A 17,169-nucleotide genomic window follows, 5' to 3' on the forward strand; every position below is an offset into this window, starting at 1 on the left:
GGATACATGCAGTAGCCGTCGGCAGGCGGTTCAGGCCGCTTTCGGGGCGTAGCGCAAAATGACGCTGCCGTTGGATAGCGGACGTGCTTCCAGCAGACTGAACGGCCTCGCGTCCTCGGCCTTCTTGAAGAACGGCGTGCCGTCACCGAGCTGCACGGGAACGAGACAAAGCATGATCTCGTCGACGACGTTCTCCGGTAGGAGCGACGCGACGAGGTCGGCGCTCCCGAAGATGTAGAGGTTCTTCTCGCTCTCGCCCTTCAGTCGCCGCAATTCGGTGGCGGCGTCGCGAACGACGCGGCTGTTGTTCCAATCCGCCTTTTCCATCGTGCGCGAGGCAACGATTTTCGGAAGAGCATTCATATAGGTCTTCACCCGGCCCTCCCCTTCCGCCGTCGGCCAGTAGGCCGCCATGCCCTCGTAGGTGACCCTACCGAAGACAAGCGCCTGCGCCTTGGCTCCAAATTCCAGGCTGAGCGCTTCCAGTTCCGGCCCCCAGGCACGGTTATGAAAGTCGAGGTCCCATTTCTTGGTGCCTTCGAAGTACCCGTCGAGCGTGACCAAATTCCAAACGATGACCTTGCCCATGACTCCATCCTCCATGAAAACTGCTTGCATAAGTGAAGCAGTTTTCATCATAGCGAACCACTTTCAAATTGCAACCAGTACATTCGAGAAGTGCGCAGAGACCGCCTTCCCGAAGAAGGGAGGCGTCCGCCAAGGTGAAACAAGCCGCGCCGCAAGCGACCTTAGAAAGCGTTGAAGGTCAGGGTCGTCAACGAGCGGGAAATACCTTGCACCGAGGCGATATTGTCGTTGATGAACTTGCCGATATCCTCGCCCTCCTGAATGTAGATCTTCAGAAGCAAATCGTAGTCACCGCTCGTCGAATACATCTCCGAGACGATCTCCTTGCGGTAGATCTCGTCGGCCACCTCATAGGTCTTGCCGGGAGCGCATTGCAGCTGGACAAAAATCGGTTTCATGGAACTTCCTCTGCTTCCCGGAGCGCTGCGCCGTCGTCAAGGAGCGCTCCGTCGTAAAATACCTTTCCTTCCTTAGACCGCCACCACGCAAAAGGGAATGTGAGAAGGCCTGCTGCATGTTTCCTTCAATCGTGCCGATTAAGGATAAGAACATGCGCAATTCAAAGTGCTACAGCGTCCTTTGCGCGTCCGATAGGACGCGCGGCGCTGTAGTCGACAAGAAAAGCTATTCCTTGCGGAAGAGCAGGCTCGCTCCCCAACCCGTGATGACGGCCAGAAGCACGGCAACGAGACCGTAGATCACGGGCTGGTCATGCGCCGCGCGGGTGATCGCCTGCTCGAGGCCGGTTTTGACGACCCTCAGCGGCAGCGCCTTCGCGGCAACGAAGACGCCGTCCCGGAAAAGATAGGCGCGCACGATATGTACGCCATTCGGCACGTTGGCCGGAAGGCGCACGGATGCCTTGAAAAGACTCGAACTGATGAACTGTACTCCGCCCGGGTCGCGCTGATAGACACCGCTCGTCTCCCTGATCTGGCGGAAAGCGTTGCGGAACTCGCCGAGATTGCTGCCATCGCCGACGAAACCCAAGGGCACGAGGCGCATGTGGTCGACGCCAATGCCCATGTTGCCCATCTCGCCGGGCGGCGCGATCGTCTCGATGTCACGCGTGCTCGACAGCGAATAGGACTCCGGCACCAGCTCGAAGGTCATCGAACTGGTATTCACCCAGATGCCGAAGACGCGCTGCTTCTTGCGCACCGTTGCGTTTTCCTTCGGTCCTTCGAGGGTGACGATGATGTTGTACTTGCCCTGGGCAAGGAGATTCCCGTCGAATCCGTCGATGGCGCCGAAGATCGTCAGGTCCGCCCCGCGGAAGTCTGAGGTGATGGAGATCTCGTCCGTCGAGATGCCGATCTCGAGCTTCTCGGTGAAATCCGAGGCGTCCTCATCCTGAAGCTGCGCAGCGGCCGGTGCAGCCAGGGCAAGGACCAGGGAAACGAAACCTATGCGCGCGAGATCGAACATCAGAAGCCGAACCCTGCTGAAACAACCGAATAGATGTCCTTCGGCGGAATGATGAGTTCGATCGCCAGTCGGATACCGACGGCCAGAACGAGAAGAGCGAGCAGCGCCCGCAACTGCTCGCCGCGCAGCCGCTGGCCAACGCGAACGCCATATTGCGCCCCGATGACGCCCGCGATCATCAGCACGAAGGCGAGCACGATATCGACGGTATAGTTGGTCGACGCCTGGACGATCACGGTATAGGCGGAGACAAAGACGATCTGGAAAAGCGAGGTGCCGACGACGACGCTCGTCGGAATGCGCAAGAGATAGATCATCGCCGGCACCATGATGAAACCACCGCCGACGCCCATGACCGAGGTCAGGATGCCGATGCAGAAGCCGAGCGTGGCAACCGGGATGACGCTCAGATAGATCTTCGACTTCTTGAACCGCATCTTGAGCGGCAGGCCGTGGATCCAGTTGTGCTGCCCGGGCCGGCGGAGCGGCGTCGACTGGTTTTTCGCCGCCTTGCGCATGGCGCCGATGCTCTCCCAGAGCATCAGTCCGCCGACCGAACCAAGCAGAACGACGTAAAGCAGCGAAATAACGAGATCGAGCTGCCCCACTCGGCGCAGCAGCGAGAACAGCCAGACACCCAGTGTCGCGCCGACAAGGCCACCGCAGAGCAACACCGTACCGAGCTTGATATCGATCGTGCCACGACGGAAATGCGTGATGGCGCCGGAGATCGACGAGGCGACCACCTGGTTTGCTCCCGTCGCCACCGCCACGACAGGCGGAATATTGTAGAAGATCAAGAGCGGCGTGATCAGAAAACCGCCGCCAACGCCGAACATACCGGACAGAAAACCGACGGCCGCGCCCATGCCGAGAATGATGAGTATGTTCACCGACAACTCTGCAATGGGCAGATAGACCGTCACGGCCGAACCTCGATACGACAAAGGCCCGCGAGGCGGGCGGAATTGCAACTCCACAAGTCCTAACCGGAATCGATTTAGGAATTGTGCAATGCCCGCTGCGTAATTCCTTACATCGGCATCGACCTAAGGAATTATGCAGCATTTCAAAGTGCTACAGCGACGTTAGCGCGTCCGATCGGACGCGCGGCGCTGTAGAATTTATTCGCTTCCCTGCGCATATCCGGAGAGATGCGCGGCGCGACGCTTCAAGGTGGCAAGTGATTCACCACGAGCAGGTGATGTATGGCGGACCGCCCCTCGACAACGAGAAACAGCGGAATTTTCCTCATGCGTCACCAGGCCGGAGCTGTCAACCTTTTCAGGCACATGGCCGCAGCCTCCGAACCCCTGTCGCGCCGATCTGCGGCTTTATTGCGGCGGTATGGGCGGCTGAAAGCGGAGCGTCCTTCAAGTGACGCCCGAGATCATTTCATTGTTTCGTTGGGCCAGTAAATTTGACCCAACTGCTTTCCCGGAGTTGCTCTAGGAATTCCGCTTCAACAATTCCTTGACGAGTTCGTCGGTGATCTCTCCGGTCGGTTCCTGGCCAACGGATTTCTGAAAGGCCTTGATGGCGGCAATCGTTTTGTTGCCCAAGTGCCCATCCGGTTTGCCGGCATCGAAGCCGTTGTTGTTGAGAATGGCCTGGATATTGCGCACGGCCTTGGTCATATCGACCGTGGCCGTCTTGGTCGGCGGACCGACCCATGCGTCGGGGATATCCACGGTGTTCGCCTTGGCATCGACCGGCTGCGCCTTCCATGCGTCGGCCCTGGCCTTGGCGCTGGTCAGTTGCTCGGGCTTCATCGCCTTGGCGATCTCGTCGCGCTTTTCGCCAGCGTCCTTGTCGCCGTCGCGAGCCGCGATCGCGAACCACTTATAGGACTCTTCCAGGTCCTGCTTGACGCCGTTGCCGCGAGCATAAAGCACCGCGAGATTGAACTGGCTGTCGCGAACGCCGAGGCTTGCCGCCTTCTCGAACCATTTGGCAGCTTCGGCGAAATCCGGTGCCCCGTCGCGGCCGCTGGCGAGCATCACCGCAAGGTTGTGGATCGCGCTGGCATTGCCGGCGGCGGCCGCCTTGAGATAAAGCGTCTTCGCCTTGACCGCGTCACGCAGGACGCCCGACCCCTTCTCGTAAAGACTGGCAAGCCGGTATTCGGCCGGAATCACACCGGCGTCAGCCGCGCGCTGATACCATTTGACGGCTTCCGCGAGATCTTCCTTGACGCCGCGCCCTTCGGTGAGGCGTGCGCCGATCTCGTAGAAGGCATGGGGGTCGCCGCCTTTGGCGGCCGTTACGAGAGCGGCGGGGCCAAAGCCGTCCGGAAGAATTATGTCGCCCGGCTTGGTGACCGGCTCGAACGTTCCCGCTCTGGCAGTCGCGGCAGGAACCTGAAACGTCGAGGCAGCGCCCGACTGTGCCGGTGCCGGTTGCAGCAAAGGCGCCTGGCCGCTGGCGGCAATTACAGCCTCAGGCTCAGCCTTGGGTTCTTCCGCCGGAGCGGACTCTGCCATGGCAGGCACCCTAACCGCCTCGGGTGACGCTTCCGGTGCCTTCGGTTCTGCCTGCGACGCCTCGGCAATAGCGGAGGGAGCCGTTTCCTCAAGGCGGTCGTCGGCGGCCTTCAGTTCGACCGCCTCGGAAACCGCCTTCTGCTCGATCACCGCTGCCGGCTGGATATCGGGCATGTCCTTGCCCTTGAGCACAGTGCTGACGAGCGGATAGGACATGATCGCGAGGAGCACCGCGCCGACCGCCATCAGGATCGGACGGCGATGACGGGCGAAGGCGCCAGCGCCGGAGGGGCCGTTGCCATTCTTCGCGCCGTTCAGCGTATCGGCTTCCTCGACTGCCAATTGCGCTGCGCGACGCGCCGCAGCGATGAAATCGGCCTTGTCGCCCTCGAAGGCTTGCTGACCGCCGCGGCTCATCTGACCTGCGCGAACGCGCTCGAGGATCTTCTTGACGTCAGGCACGCCGGAACCGGGCTCGAGCAATTGATTGGCGTCTTCCGGGGCGAGCATTTCAGACGGGTCGATCGACGGGGCGGGCTCAACGACCTGCCGCACCCGTTCAGGCAACGGCGCGGTTCGTTTCGCACTGAAGCGACGGGTCAATCCGGCAAGCAATCCCGTCCTGGCGGCTGGCGCCGGGTCTCGCGTTTCGCCGCTTTGGACTGTCGAAACCGCCTCGGCAACCACCAGATCACCGGCTGTGGCAGATGCAGGCGCGGCCGCCGCGTCTTCCGCCTGCAGCACGCTAACTTTCCGCTGAAGATCGCCGTCGCGGTCATCGAGATCGGCATTTCCGAAGGGATCACTGAATTCCGGTTGCGCAGCCTTCGCCATTGCTGCTTCCGACCGCATGGCGGCGGCGACGGGCGCGCGTTCTTCGAGCCGCTCCAACTTCTCGGCAATGTGAACGAGCGTTTCATGCAGGGCTTCGAAAGTCCGCGCCGTACGTTCGTCGCTCGAACGGCTGAGGTCCTCGAGCGTCCTCAGATCCTCGGCAAGCGCCGAGATTGCGGCCATGTCGCCGCTGGCATGCATTTGGGCCGAGCCGTTCTTGGCATAGGCTTCCATGACGGCTTCTGCCGCCTGCCGCGCTGCTTCGATGATGTACTCGTCGCTGGTTGCCAGATAGTCTTCGAGCGCGTTCATGCGGTCTTCGAAATCCGCTGGAATCGCACCGGCTTCGGTGCGCGGATGGCTGACCAGGGTCGAAAGATTTGCGATCTGGGCCTCGAGGTTTCGCAGCGCATCGCGGTCGTCGAAGGGGGCGGCATGCGTCTCTTCCAGGCGCTGCGCAATGCCGGCGAGGCGGTCTTCCAGACGCTCGAAGCGCGAGTCTGTCGCTGGCCGATCAGCCTGCATGCCCAAATCGTCGATCCGGCGGGCGAGATAGTCGAGACGCTCCGCCAAGGCGTCGTTGACGCTGCCCTGGTCCAGGGCCTCGATCTTCCGCGAAATATCGGTGAGATAGCCGGTCAGTTCAGGCTGTGCGGTCTTCTGGCTGCGTTCGAGCAGCATCGAGAGTTCATCGAGGCGCTCCTCGAGCCGCGCAGCGGCCTTCTCGCCCGCCAGTTCTTCGACGCGCACCGTCAGTGCCTCGAGCCGCGCGCCAAGGCCGACATCGGCCGGATGGACGATGTCGTCGATCTGACGCGAGAGCTCGCCGAACCGGCTTTCGAGACGGTCGACGAAGGGGCTGTCGAGCCCTGCGGCGCTGCGGCTGTTGACCGCAATCGCCCGGCTGATTTCGTCGAGCCGTGCATCAAGATCGGCAAACTGCGAGACGAGGCGCCTGTCGTCCGGCTGCATCTGGCGCCCGAGCATCTCGATCGCTTGGGCGACCGCGACGAGCTTGTCTTCCAATACCTCGATGGCCGACCCTTTGTTCAGGGCGCCGATCTGCGACTTGATTTCATCGAGCCTGTAGGCGAGCGCCACCAGTTCGTCATCGCGGTTCTGGTCGAATGCGTTCAGGCGGTCCTCGACACTGTTCCAGCGGCTTTCCAGACGGCGCATGCCGTCGTCCCGTGCCAGGCCGTCGATCATCGCCCTGAGGTCGTCGAACTCGACGCGCAGTGCGTCCGCCTGAGCGGGAGATGCCTGTAGGCCGAGCTGATGAATGCTGTCTGCCAGCCGCTGCAGATCTGCCCGGATGTCCTCGGCGAAGCGATGATCCTGTGCCTCGGTCTTGATGCCTCGAATTTCCGATCGGAGGGCGTTCAACTCACGACCGAGTCCATCGCTTATGTCGCGCTTCAACTCCTGCCTCAGTCCTACCAGAGCTTCGGCTATGTCGGCCGCAGCCGACGCGGGCCGCGTCGGTGCGACGTGCGGCAGGGCATCTTCCTGGACGCGGCCGGGAGCAAACCGGTCAGCCTCCCGCGCGGCGATGCGTTCGCGCAGCGAGGGCCGCTCGCGGCCTGCGCTCAATGCGCGCTGGCGCTGCAGAATTTCGGAGACGGCGTCGCTGGTGGTTGCCGCGCGCTCGGTTTGGCGATGCGGCGGCTCGCGTCCCGCCCCGCTCATCAAGCCTTCAATGCGCGCCTCCAGCCCCTCGATGGTACGGTTCAGGGCATCAAGCGACGGCCTGTCGCCATAGGACGGGCTGCCCGTGCGCTGAGGATTGGATCGCGATCCGTTCATTGTCTCTTCGCCCCTGTCGTTGACCACCATCGAAAGCCGCGAGCGAAAAGAGCCAGGCTTTCCGGGCCTGCGGCATGATCGATGCGATCAAAGCAACAACAACGCGAGGACCGGACCCGTTGCAGCTTTGACCATCTCACCGCCCACAATTCATTAAACGTGGTAAATAAGCCGTTAATCGACCTGTGTTTTTTAACGATTTGTCAGGATCGCGGCCGCCGCGCTGGGGTTGCTCCACGGATTTTCCATTCACTCGAGCGAGCCGCAAAACTTTTATACGCGTCGATTTTTGACGTTTACGCAAACGTCAAAGTTTTGTAGCATCCTGTCGAAGATGCGTGGCCGCAGCCAGCGGTGTACGCTCTAAAGCAGTGGGAATCGGGCGGCGGCAACCCGGCGCAAGCCCGAAGGGAATAAAGGCGAGGAAAGAATGCCCATCTACAAGGCTCCGGTCGACGACACCCTGTTTATCCTCAACGACGTGCTCGGCATCGAGCGCTACCACAACCTGCCGGGCTTTGCGGATACGAGCCCGGACACCGTGGCGGCGATCGTCGGCGAGGCCGCGAAGCTCGCGGAAGAGGTTCTCTTTCCGATCAATCTTTCCGGCGACCAGGAAGGCTGCAAGCGCCATGACGACGGCTCGGTCACGGTGCCGAAGGGTTTCAAGCAGGCCTTCGGTCTCTATCGAGAAGGCGGCTGGCTCGGCCTTGCGGCGCCGGAAGAATTTGGCGGCCAGGGCCTGCCCTATACGCTGCACACAGCCGTCGGCGAATTCATGTCCGCCGCGAACATGTCGCTGATGATGTATCCGGGCCTGACGCAGGGGGCGATCGCCGCCATCCTCGTGCACGGCTCCGAGGAGCAAAAGCGGACCTATCTGCCGAAGATGGTCGACGGCACCTGGACCGGCACGATGAATCTGACGGAGCCGCATTGCGGCACCGACCTCGGCCTCTTGCGCACCAAGGCCGTCCCGAACGGCGACGGCTCCTACAGGATCTCCGGCCAGAAGATCTTCATTTCCGCCGGCGAACACGACATGGCTGAGAACATCATCCATCTGGTACTGGCCCGCATCGAGGGAGCCCCGGAAGGCGTCAAGGGCATCTCGCTCTTCATCGTGCCGAAGTACAAGCTGGACGACAGCGGAGAACCCGGCGAGCGCAACGGCGTTTCCTGCGGCGCGATCGAACACAAGATGGGGATTCACGGCAATTCGACCTGCGTGATGAACTATGACGAGGCGACCGGCTACCTGATCGGCGCGGAGAACAAGGGCCTCAGCGCCATGTTCGTGATGATGAACGAGGCCCGCCTTGCCGTCGGCATGCAGGGGCTTTCGATCGCGGAAATCGCCTACCAGAATGCCGCGAACTACGCTCGCGAGCGCATCCAGGGCCGTTCGCTTTCCGGCCCGAAGGCACCGGACAAGAAGGCCGATCCGATCATCGTCCATCCGGATGTGCGCCGCACGTTGATGACAATCAAGGCCTTCAACGAGGCCGGCCGCGCCTTCACGCTCTGGACGGCGCTGAAATCCGACATCGCCCACCGCTCCGACAGCGAAGAGGAGCGCCAGGCGGCAGACGACATTCTTGGTCTGATGACGCCGATCCTCAAGGGCGTCATGACCGACAAGGGCTTCGACCATGCGGTTATGGCGCAGCAGGTCTTCGGTGGTCACGGCTATATCGAAGAGCACGGCATGAGCCAGTACGTACGCGATGCCCGCATCGCGATGATCTACGAGGGGGCCAACGGCATCCAAGCGCTCGACCTCGTCGGCCGGAAGCTGGCGATGAACGGCGGCCGCGCGGTCATGGCGCTCTTCAAGGAGATCGGCGACTTCTGCGAGGAGAACCGCGACGACGAGAAGCTGTCGGGCTATACCAAAGCGCTGAAGAAAGGTCTGAACGACCTGCAGGCGGCGACCATGTGGTTCATGCAGAACGCCATGGCGAAGCCCGACAATGCGGGTGCCGGCTCGACCGATTACATGCACCTCTTCGGCCTCGTCGTGCTCGGTTACATGTGGGCGAGGATGGCCAAAACGGCTGAGGAGAAGCTTGCCGCTGGCGAAACCGCACAGGCGGACTACCTGAAGAACAAGCTGATCACCGCCAAGTTCTTCATGGAGCGCATCCTGCCGGAGACGGCCCTGCGCAAGGCGCGCATTGAAACCGGCGCCGACACGCTGATGGCGCTGGACGCCGCCGCGTTCTGATTTCAGAGTGGAACTGGACGAGGAACGGCCTGCGGAGCGGCTTTCCGCCCGCGCTCCGTTTCAATTGATGATGCGCGGCCCGACGAGGCGCCGGCAAAAGGGAGATGAGACATGACGAAAGTCTTCGTTTACGACCACGTGCGCACGCCGCGCGGGCGTGGCAAGAAGGACGGATCGCTGCACGAAGTGCCGTCCGTCCGGCTCGCCGCCAAGGTGCTCGAGGCGGTCCGCGACCGCAGCGGGCTAGACACGTCGACCGTCGACGACATCGTCATGGGGTGCGTCGATCCGGTGATGGATGCCGGCTCGGTGATCCCCAAGGCCGCCGCCTTCGAGGCCGGCTACTCGACGCGGGCGCCCGGCATGCAGATCTCCCGCTTCTGCGCCTCCGGGCTTGATGCCGTCAATTTCGGTGCGGCCAAAATTGCCCAGGGCGCGGACGATATCGTGATCGCCGGCGGCGTCGAATCCATGTCGCGCGTCGGCCTCGGCATGTCGGGCGGCTCCTGGTTCATGGACCCCTCCGTCAACCTGCCGGCCTATTTCATGCCGCAGGGCGTCTCGGCCGATCTGATCGCCACGAAATACGGCTTTTCGCGTGACGACGTCGATGCCTATGCGGTCGAAAGCCAGAAGCGTGCAGCCAATGCCTGGGAAAAGGGCTACTTCAAGAACTCGGTCGTGCCGGTCAAGGATCAGAACGGGCTCACCATTCTCGACCGTGACGAGCACATGCGGCCCGCCACCGACATGCAGGCGCTCGCCTCGCTCAATCCGTCCTTCCAGATGCCCGGCGAGATGGGCGGCTTCGAAGCCGTCGCCATCCAGGCGCATCCGGAGATCGAAAAGATCAACTATGTCCACCACGCCGGCAATTCGTCCGGCATCGTCGACGGCGCGGCCGCCGTTCTCCTCGGCTCCAAGGCCGGCGGCGAATCCATGGGCCTGAAGCCTCGCGCGCGCATCCGCGCCTTCGCCAATATCGGCTCCGACCCGGCGCTGATGCTGACCGGTCCGGTTGATGTGACCGAAAAGCTCCTGAAGCGCGCCGACATGAAGCTTTCTGACATCGATCTCTTTGAGCTCAACGAAGCCTTTGCCGCCGTGGTGCTCCGCTATATGCAGGCCTTCGACATTCCGCACGACCAGATCAACGTCAATGGCGGGGCGATCGCGATGGGCCATCCGCTAGGCGCCACCGGCGCGATGATCCTCGGCACAGTGCTCGATGAACTGGAGCGCCGCGATCTCAACACCGCGCTCGTCACGCTCTGCATCGGCGCCGGCATGGGCACTGCCACCATCATCGAACGCGTCTGATCCGGTCCTGGGAGAGAGAAAATGTCTTACACGAATTTCAAGATCGAAACCGATGCCGATGGCATCGCGCTCGTTACCTGGGACATGCCCGAGAAGTCTATGAACGTCTTCACCCAGGAGGTCATGGAGGAACTGAACGCGATCGTCGACCAGACGACCGCCGACGCGGCCGTCAAGGGCGTCGTCTTCACCTCGGGCAAGTCGTCCTTCTCCGGCGGCGCCGATCTTTCGATGATCAAGTCGATGTTCACCTTCCAGGCGGAGGAAAAGAAAAAGGACCCGGCCAACGCCGCCCAGAAGCTATTCGACCTGGTCGGTCGCATGACCGGACTTTTCCGCAAGCTCGAGACCTCGGGCAAGCCCTGGGTCTCGGCGATCAACGGCACCTGCATGGGCGGCGCCTTCGAGCTCTCGCTCGCCTGCCACGGCCGTGTCGCCTCCAATTCGAAAGCGGTCAAGATCGCGCTGCCCGAAGTCAAGGTCGGCATATTCCCCGGCGCCGGCGGCACCCAGCGCGTGCCGCGCCTCACCAATGCGCAGGACGCGCTGCAGATGATGACGACCGGCTCGTCGTTGACGGCGGCGCGTGCCAAGGCGATGGGGCTCGTGCATGAGGTGGTCGATCCGGACAAGCTGATCGACGCCGCCAAGGCGATGATCAGGAACGGCCTGAAGCCGATACAGCCCTGGGACGAAAAGGGCTTCAAGGTGCCGGGCGGCGGCATCTGGACGCCGGCTTCGGCCCAGCTCTGGCCCGCCGCCTCGGGCATTCTTCGCCGCGAGACCTATGGCAACTATCCGGGTGCCATCGCCATCCTGAAATGCGTCTATGAAGGCCTGCAGGTGCCCTTCGACACGGCCTTGAAGATCGAGCAGCGCTACTTCACCGAGATCCTGCAGACGACCGAAGCCTTCTCGATGATCCGGTCGCTGTTCATCTCGATGCAGGAGCTCGGCAAGGGCGCGCGTCGCCCCGCCGGCGTGCCGAAGTCCGAATTCAAAAAGGTCGGCGTCGTCGGCGCCGGCTTTATGGGTGCTTCGATCGCCTATGTCACCGCTGCCGCCGGCATCCCCGTAACCCTCATCGACCGCGACATGGAATCGGCCGAAAAAGGCAAGGCGCATTCCGAAGGGCTGGTGAAGGATTCTATTGGCAAGGGCCGGCTGACCAAGGAAGAAGGCGAGGCGCTGCTTGCCCGCATCACGCCGTCGGCCGACTATGGCGACCTCAAGGACGCCGGCCTCGTCGTCGAGGCGGTTTTCGAGGACCGGCAGGTCAAGAAGGACGTGATCGAGAACGTGGAAGCGGTGATCGCGCCGGACGCCATCTTCGCTTCCAACACCTCGACGCTGCCGATCACCGGCCTTGCCAAGAATTCGAAGCGGCCGGACCAGTTCATCGGCATCCACTTCTTCTCACCCGTCGAGAAGATGATGCTGACGGAGGTGATCCTCGGCAAGGAAACCGGTGACAGGGCACTCGCCACGGCACTCGATTATGTCGCCGCGATCAGGAAGACACCAATCGTCGTCAACGACACCCGCGGCTTCTACGTCAACCGCTGCGTCTTCCGCTATATCCATGAAGCCTACGATATGCTGATCGAGGGCGTGCCGCCGGCGATGATCGAAAACGCTGCCAAGATGGCGGGCATGCCGGTCGGTCCGCTGTCGCTCAACGACGAGGTGGCGATCGATCTCAGCCAGAAGATCCTGAAGGCGACCGTCGCCGATCTCGGTGAAAAGGCCGTCGATCCGCGCCACATGGAGCTGATCAACAAAATGGTCGATGAGCTCGATCGCCGCGGCCGCAAGAACGGCAAGGGTTTCTACGAGTATCCGGCGAAGCCCGCCAAGAAGTACCTGTGGCCGGAACTGAAGACGCTCTATCCGCAGCAGGACGCCGACAGGATCGACGTCGAGGTGCTGAAGCAGCGCTTCCTGGCGACCATCGCGCTGGAAGCCGCCTGCACCATCGAGGAAGGCATCGTCACCGACCCGCGCGAAGCCGATGTCGGCTCGATCCTCGGCTTCGGCTTCGCGCCCTATACCGGAGGCACGCTCTCCTACATCGACGGCATGGGTGCGAAGGCTTTCGTCAATCTCTGCGAGAAGCTCGCCAAGAATTACGGCGACCACTTCAAGCCGACGCCGCTGCTCAAGGAGATGGCGGAAAAGGGCGAGACCTTCTACGGACGCTTCGATCCTTACGGGGAGGCGCAGAAGGCGGCGTAAATCGCTCGCCTGTTACGTTCATGGCAGCATTCAAGGGCCGGCCCGTCGGGTGCGGCCCTTTTTTTGCGAGATGCGCTGGCCTCTTTATCAGTGACCCTCGGAATGGAGGCAATCAATCTTGGCAAACGGCTGACCCACAATGTTCTGTCGGCTCGTGCTTGGCCAGATCGTCCTCTGGTCATGACAGGAGGAGCTCCCATGGCCAAACCAAACAGGATCATCGTTGAGAACATCATCCGCCCCGGCAAGACCAATTCGGTCGACGCCGAGAAATACGCGGCAATGAAGACCGCCCTGCTGGCCGTCGTTCCGGCCGAAGTGCCCGGCCTCACGCTTGCTGAAATCCGCGAGCGTATTTTCGCGCATCTATTGGAGGAGAAATTTCCACGTGGCAAAGGGGTAAGCTGGTGGTCGAAGACCGTGCAACTCGACCTTGAGGCGAAGGGTGTGATCGCGCGGGAAAAGACGAGTCCGATGCGGCTGCACAAGATCTGACGAAGGTTTCCGAGCCGTGATCAGAACCGTGGACGTGCAGAGATCAATTCGCCGGCTTTGATCATGATCAAGCCGCTCGGCTTGTCTTCCGGCTAAAAGACAGCAATATCCAGACAAGCCAGAACGGACTTCATGCAGCCACTTCAATTCACGCTCGGCATTCTGCTCCTGCTCGCGACGCCGGGGCCGACAAACACGCTGCTTTGCCTTTCCGGCGCAGTCTCGGGCGTGCGGCCCTCTACGCGGCTGCTCCTTGCGGAGCTCAGCGGCTATCTCTGCGTCATCATCCCGGTCGCCGGCTTCGCTGCGCCGCTGCTTGCTGCGCATCCGCAAATAAGCCTCGCCGTGAAACTGGCCGCTGCCGGTTGGATCCTGTTCATGGCTCACACGCTCTGGACAGCCCGTGGACTTCAATCGGACGACCAGCCGATCTCGTTCAGGCAGGTGTTCGTGACCACGCTGCTGAACCCGAAAGCCCTGATCGTTGCTCTGGTAATGATGCCGCAGGTGGGGCTTGGCGCGATGATGCCTTGGTTAGCCGGATTCTCGCTGCTGGTCGTTCTCGCCGGTTCGGCGTGGATTCTCGCCGGCGCCACGCTTGCGCGGCTATCGAAGACGCCGGCGGCGGCAGGACTGCCGCGCCGCGTGGCGGCTGTCTGCCTGATGATCTTCTCGTTCGGTATGGCGAGCAGCGCGCTTGCGTCCATGGCCTGATGGCGCAAGCCGCGTTCCTCAGGCTCAGGCTGCATCGCCCGTCTCACCGAGTTCTGCGGCGAGAAAGCCGATCAACTGCTCCCAGCCTTCCCGGCGATATTCGACCTTGTCCAGCCCGTCGAGAAAGGCCGCCTGTTCGGTGAAAATGAAGCGGGTGCCCTTGCCTTCGGGCAGGATATCGACGGTGGCGATGGAGGCGGAAATCCGCCGGTCATCCTTCGCCATAGTGTAGGCCGAGACAATCCGCCTGTTCTCGACGATGTCGAGATAGACGGTCTCGTTGAAATAGAACGTTTTGCCGTCCTGGCTGAAACGGCCGCTTTCACGCCCGCCGACGTGGAAATCGTGCCGGTATTCCGCCACCGGCCAATTGTCCGCTTTGACGAACCATCGGTCATGCGCCGCAGGATCGGCAAAGGCGCGAAAGACCTGCTCGGGCGATGCCTTGAAGACGCGTTCTATGGTGAAGCTTGCATGCTCTGCGGATGGGCTGGTCATGGTCTTCTCCTTTCCGTGATCGTACCCCGGCGCTCCTCCACCAGGAATCCTTCGGGACTAACGTCTTTGTCCATGGCTTGGCGACTATGTCATTCGATGCCAACTGCTATCAAACTGAAAGCAGTTGCACATTAGCCTCACTGGTGCGATAATGCAAGCAGTTTAGCCGGATGTGCAAATATGCAAGCGATTTCCGCCAGCATCTCGCATCTCAACTTGCCAGAATCGTTCGCGTTCATGATCTTGGGTCAGTCACAAGATCAACGTGAACCACAGGGACCAGCATGACAGACGACCATCGCTCGGCTTGCCCAATCAATCTCTCGCTCGAAGTCTTCGGTGACAAATGGAGCCTGCTGATCATCCGCGACATGATTTTCGGCGGCAAACGGCATTTCCGAGAACTCTTGCGCTCGCAGGAGGGCATTTCCTCCAACATTCTCGCCGATCGGCTGAAGACACTGGTGGAAATGGGCATGCTGACGAAGAGCGACGACCCCAGCCACAAGCAGAAGGCGATCTACAGCCTGACCGAGATGACGATCGCACTGGTGCCGATCATGGCGCATCTCGGGGCCTGGGGCCGGCGTTACCTGCCGGTCAGCGAGGAGTTAAGCATCCGCGCCCAGCTGATGGAGGAAGGCGGCCCGGAACTCTGGGAGCGGTTCATGGATGAACTGCGGGTCGAACATCTCGGCGCCTCACCTCCGGTTCCGAACGGACCGACAGTGCGACAGACGCTGCAGGCGGCCTATGAGCAGGTCGTGGCCAGGAACACAACCGAGCGTGAGCTCGCCTGACTTCTGCCGAAAAGGACTATTTTCCTTCGCATTCTTTACGGCCATTGCCTGCTTCGCTAATGTAGAGGAGGCAGAAGGAATGGCGGTCCCTCGCCCTTCCGGAGTGGATCGAATGCTTTCACACGACAGCATCTGGCGCGCCATTGACGCGCTGGCCGAGCGTCATCGGCTGTCGCCGTCCGGCCTAGCGCGCCGTGCGGGGCTCGATCCCACGTCCTTCAACAAGTCGAAGCGCCAATCTGCCGACGGTCGGGACCGGTGGCCCTCGACGGAATCGATCTCGAAAATCCTGGAAGCAACCGGCTCATCCCTCGACCAGTTCATGGCCCTCATGCGCCCTGTAGCGGGAAGCAGTGCGTCGGCGGACGAACGGGGGCATCCGGCAGCGGATATCCCGCTTATCGGTTTCGCCCAGGCCGGCGCCGGGGGTTTTTTCGATGACGGCGGCTTTCCGGTCGGCCACGGATGGGATGTTGTCGAATTTCCCACCGCGCTTGGCCGCCGCTCCGGTATCTACGCGCTGGAGATCCAAGGCGACAGCATGCTGCCGCTCTATCGCGACGGCGATGTCCTGATCGTCGATCCGGCCGCGCAGGTGCGCCGCGGCGATCGCGTCGTCGTCAAGACCTGCGAGGGCGAGGTGATGGCGAAGGTACTGTCTCGGCAGACGCCGCGCGGCATCGAGCTCCTGTCGCTCAACCCGGACCACCCGAACCGTAATTTCGAAATGTCAGACGTGGAGTGGATCGCCCGGATCATCTGGGCCAGCCAATAGGATATTCTTCCTGATGCGGCAGCAGTTGTTCACCTTCGCCGGCGGGCTTGCCGCCCTCCTGCTCTACGCCGGCATCCTTTGGGGCGGTGCTGCCGCGATCCGCAGCCACGAAAGTGCCGTAGCGGACTTTCCCCTCGAAACGCCGGATGTGGCGGCAGTCGAAGCGCCGGATTCGCCGGAAGATGTTCCCGTCGAAATAAGTGCGGCATTGCCCGAGCAGAAAGCCAGAACCGGAAAGGTCGACCGACTCCCGGTACGCAAAATCGAGCCGCAGCTTTTCGCCTTGCCGGAAGACGGTATCGCGCAGCCGCTCGAGCGCATTGCACCGAGGCCGCAGCTCTCGGAACCGAAAGAGAAGCCGGCAGCGACCACGGTGGTCTTCCAGCGTCCCGTCGCGCTTGCAGCCGGGCTGATCCGCTCGGGCGACACGACCGTGCAACTCAAGGATATCGAGCCGGAAAGCGCCGAGAAGACCTGCGCGGGCAACGGCCGAAGCTGGCCCTGCGGCATAGTCGCACGCACCGCCTTTCGCAACTTCCTGAGAGCGCGCGCCCTCGTCTGCGATCAACCCGACAACAGTTCCGAGGGAACCGTTACTGCGGCTTGCAAGATCGGAACCGAAAACCCGGCGGAATGGCTGGTCAGCAACGGCTGGGCGACGCCGTTGCCCGGCACCGCCCTCGAAGCCAGGGCAGAAGCCGCTCGAAGCGCCAAGCGCGGCTTTTACGGCGATGACCCGCGCGATCTCGGCCGTGCGCCGCTCGTCATTGATGACCCGACGGCGGGCATGACCGAGGACGACGCAGCACCGGACTTGTAAGCCCAACCCGAAATTCCTAGATCACCTTACTGTTTCTTTGAAACAGCGAAATCGATCTAACTCTTTGAAACTACGCAATTCCGAACGGAAAACCGTTGCCCACCTGGAATTGCTCTGACTGCACTCGGTTACAGGAGTCCGGAGAA

Annotated in this window: 14 protein-coding genes; 8 read left to right on the forward strand and 6 right to left on the reverse strand. The window is 61.8% G+C overall.

Translation table 11 applies throughout. From position 1 onward, the window contains the following. Nucleotides 1-30: 30 nt before the first annotated feature. The 5 genes from QN219_RS25200 to QN219_RS25220 form a co-directional block, all read right to left on the reverse strand. Entirely contained in the window at nucleotides 31-588 is a 558-nt protein-coding gene (locus tag QN219_RS25200) for a dihydrofolate reductase family protein (protein ID WP_284002829.1), read from the reverse strand. Nucleotides 589-749: 161 nt separating this feature from the next. Beyond that, nucleotides 750-986, reverse strand: coding sequence for an Lrp/AsnC ligand binding domain-containing protein (locus QN219_RS25205; RefSeq protein WP_284002831.1), 237 nt, complete (start codon nucleotides 984-986; stop codon nucleotides 750-752). Between the two features lie 226 nt (nucleotides 987-1,212). Next, nucleotides 1,213-2,016: a TIGR02186 family protein gene (locus QN219_RS25210; RefSeq protein WP_269278539.1), complete on the reverse strand. Its 804-nt coding sequence runs from the start codon at nucleotides 2,014-2,016 to the stop codon at nucleotides 1,213-1,215. Beyond that, nucleotides 2,016-2,942 (reverse strand): sulfite exporter TauE/SafE family protein, encoded by a 927-nt coding sequence (locus QN219_RS25215; protein ID WP_173510992.1) that lies wholly within the window; start codon nucleotides 2,940-2,942, stop codon nucleotides 2,016-2,018. Before QN219_RS25215 ends, QN219_RS25210 begins: the two co-directional genes overlap by 1 nt. A gap of 522 nt (nucleotides 2,943-3,464) precedes the next feature. Next, nucleotides 3,465-7,139 (reverse strand): peptidoglycan-binding protein, encoded by a 3,675-nt coding sequence (locus tag QN219_RS25220; protein ID WP_284002832.1) that lies wholly within the window; start codon nucleotides 7,137-7,139, stop codon nucleotides 3,465-3,467. A 430-nt stretch (nucleotides 7,140-7,569) separates the two neighbouring features. On the opposite strand from QN219_RS25220, the gene QN219_RS25225 reads away from it, so the two are divergent. The 5 genes from QN219_RS25225 to QN219_RS25245 all read left to right on the forward strand — a co-directional run bounded on the left by QN219_RS25225 (nucleotide 7,570) and on the right by QN219_RS25245 (nucleotide 14,130). Next, nucleotides 7,570-9,366 carry an acyl-CoA dehydrogenase C-terminal domain-containing protein gene (locus tag QN219_RS25225; RefSeq protein ID WP_284002834.1) on the forward strand — a complete coding sequence of 599 codons (1,797 nt, stop codon included), beginning with the start codon at nucleotides 7,570-7,572 and terminating at the stop codon, nucleotides 9,364-9,366. A 111-nt stretch (nucleotides 9,367-9,477) separates the two neighbouring features. After that, complete coding sequence (locus QN219_RS25230) at nucleotides 9,478-10,686, forward strand: acetyl-CoA C-acetyltransferase (protein WP_284002835.1); 1,209 nt, start codon at nucleotides 9,478-9,480, stop codon at nucleotides 10,684-10,686. Between the two features lie 21 nt (nucleotides 10,687-10,707). Continuing rightward, nucleotides 10,708-12,921, forward strand: coding sequence for a 3-hydroxyacyl-CoA dehydrogenase NAD-binding domain-containing protein (locus QN219_RS25235; protein ID WP_284002836.1), 2,214 nt, complete (start codon nucleotides 10,708-10,710; stop codon nucleotides 12,919-12,921). A gap of 198 nt (nucleotides 12,922-13,119) precedes the next feature. Then, a complete protein-coding gene (locus QN219_RS25240; protein ID WP_284002837.1) occupies nucleotides 13,120-13,416 on the forward strand; it encodes a DUF6958 family protein in 297 nt (98 codons plus the stop codon). A gap of 132 nt (nucleotides 13,417-13,548) precedes the next feature. Further along, the gene (locus QN219_RS25245) at nucleotides 13,549-14,130 is read left to right on the forward strand and encodes a threonine transporter RhtB (protein WP_284002838.1); all 582 of its coding nucleotides are present in this window, start codon (nucleotides 13,549-13,551) and stop codon (nucleotides 14,128-14,130) included. Between the two features lie 24 nt (nucleotides 14,131-14,154). Here QN219_RS25245 and QN219_RS25250 read toward each other — a convergent pair whose 3' ends face one another. After that, nucleotides 14,155-14,628: an SRPBCC family protein gene (locus QN219_RS25250; protein ID WP_284002839.1), complete on the reverse strand. Its 474-nt coding sequence runs from the start codon at nucleotides 14,626-14,628 to the stop codon at nucleotides 14,155-14,157. A gap of 284 nt (nucleotides 14,629-14,912) precedes the next feature. Here QN219_RS25250 and QN219_RS25255 point away from each other — a divergent pair, with 284 nt between their 5' ends. From QN219_RS25255 to QN219_RS25265, 3 genes are all read left to right on the forward strand, one after another. Continuing rightward, nucleotides 14,913-15,428, forward strand: coding sequence for a helix-turn-helix domain-containing protein (locus QN219_RS25255; protein WP_284002841.1), 516 nt, complete (start codon nucleotides 14,913-14,915; stop codon nucleotides 15,426-15,428). Between the two features lie 112 nt (nucleotides 15,429-15,540). Continuing rightward, nucleotides 15,541-16,203 carry a helix-turn-helix transcriptional regulator gene (locus tag QN219_RS25260; protein WP_284002843.1) on the forward strand — a complete coding sequence of 221 codons (663 nt, stop codon included), beginning with the start codon at nucleotides 15,541-15,543 and terminating at the stop codon, nucleotides 16,201-16,203. A 13-nt stretch (nucleotides 16,204-16,216) separates the two neighbouring features. Then, the gene (locus QN219_RS25265; RefSeq protein WP_284002844.1) at nucleotides 16,217-17,023 is read left to right on the forward strand and encodes a thermonuclease family protein; all 807 of its coding nucleotides are present in this window, start codon (nucleotides 16,217-16,219) and stop codon (nucleotides 17,021-17,023) included. The last annotated feature ends 146 nt before the right edge of the window (nucleotides 17,024-17,169 follow it).

It is taken from the genome of Sinorhizobium sp. 8-89, assembly GCF_030124325.1.
Taxonomy (GTDB): Bacteria; Pseudomonadota; Alphaproteobacteria; order Rhizobiales; family Rhizobiaceae; genus Sinorhizobium.

Coding starts and splice junctions, on each gene's coding strand:
- QN219_RS25200 (WP_284002829.1), bottom strand. CDS start 588: ATGGGCAAGGTCATCGTTTGGAATTTGGTCACGCTCGACGGGTACTTC.
- QN219_RS25205 (WP_284002831.1), bottom strand. CDS start 986: ATGAAACCGATTTTTGTCCAGCTGCAATGCGCTCCCGGCAAGACCTAT.
- QN219_RS25210 (WP_269278539.1), bottom strand. CDS start 2,016: ATGTTCGATCTCGCGCGCATAGGTTTCGTTTCCCTGGTCCTTGCCCTG.
- QN219_RS25220 (WP_284002832.1), bottom strand. CDS start 7,139: ATGAACGGATCGCGATCCAATCCTCAGCGCACGGGCAGCCCGTCCTAT.
- QN219_RS25225 (WP_284002834.1), top strand. CDS start 7,570: ATGCCCATCTACAAGGCTCCGGTCGACGACACCCTGTTTATCCTCAAC.
- QN219_RS25230 (WP_284002835.1), top strand. CDS start 9,478: ATGACGAAAGTCTTCGTTTACGACCACGTGCGCACGCCGCGCGGGCGT.
- QN219_RS25235 (WP_284002836.1), top strand. CDS start 10,708: ATGTCTTACACGAATTTCAAGATCGAAACCGATGCCGATGGCATCGCG.
- QN219_RS25240 (WP_284002837.1), top strand. CDS start 13,120: ATGGCCAAACCAAACAGGATCATCGTTGAGAACATCATCCGCCCCGGC.
- QN219_RS25245 (WP_284002838.1), top strand. CDS start 13,549: ATGCAGCCACTTCAATTCACGCTCGGCATTCTGCTCCTGCTCGCGACG.
- QN219_RS25250 (WP_284002839.1), bottom strand. CDS start 14,628: ATGACCAGCCCATCCGCAGAGCATGCAAGCTTCACCATAGAACGCGTC.
- QN219_RS25255 (WP_284002841.1), top strand. CDS start 14,913: ATGACAGACGACCATCGCTCGGCTTGCCCAATCAATCTCTCGCTCGAA.
- QN219_RS25260 (WP_284002843.1), top strand. CDS start 15,541: ATGCTTTCACACGACAGCATCTGGCGCGCCATTGACGCGCTGGCCGAG.
- QN219_RS25265 (WP_284002844.1), top strand. CDS start 16,217: ATGCGGCAGCAGTTGTTCACCTTCGCCGGCGGGCTTGCCGCCCTCCTG.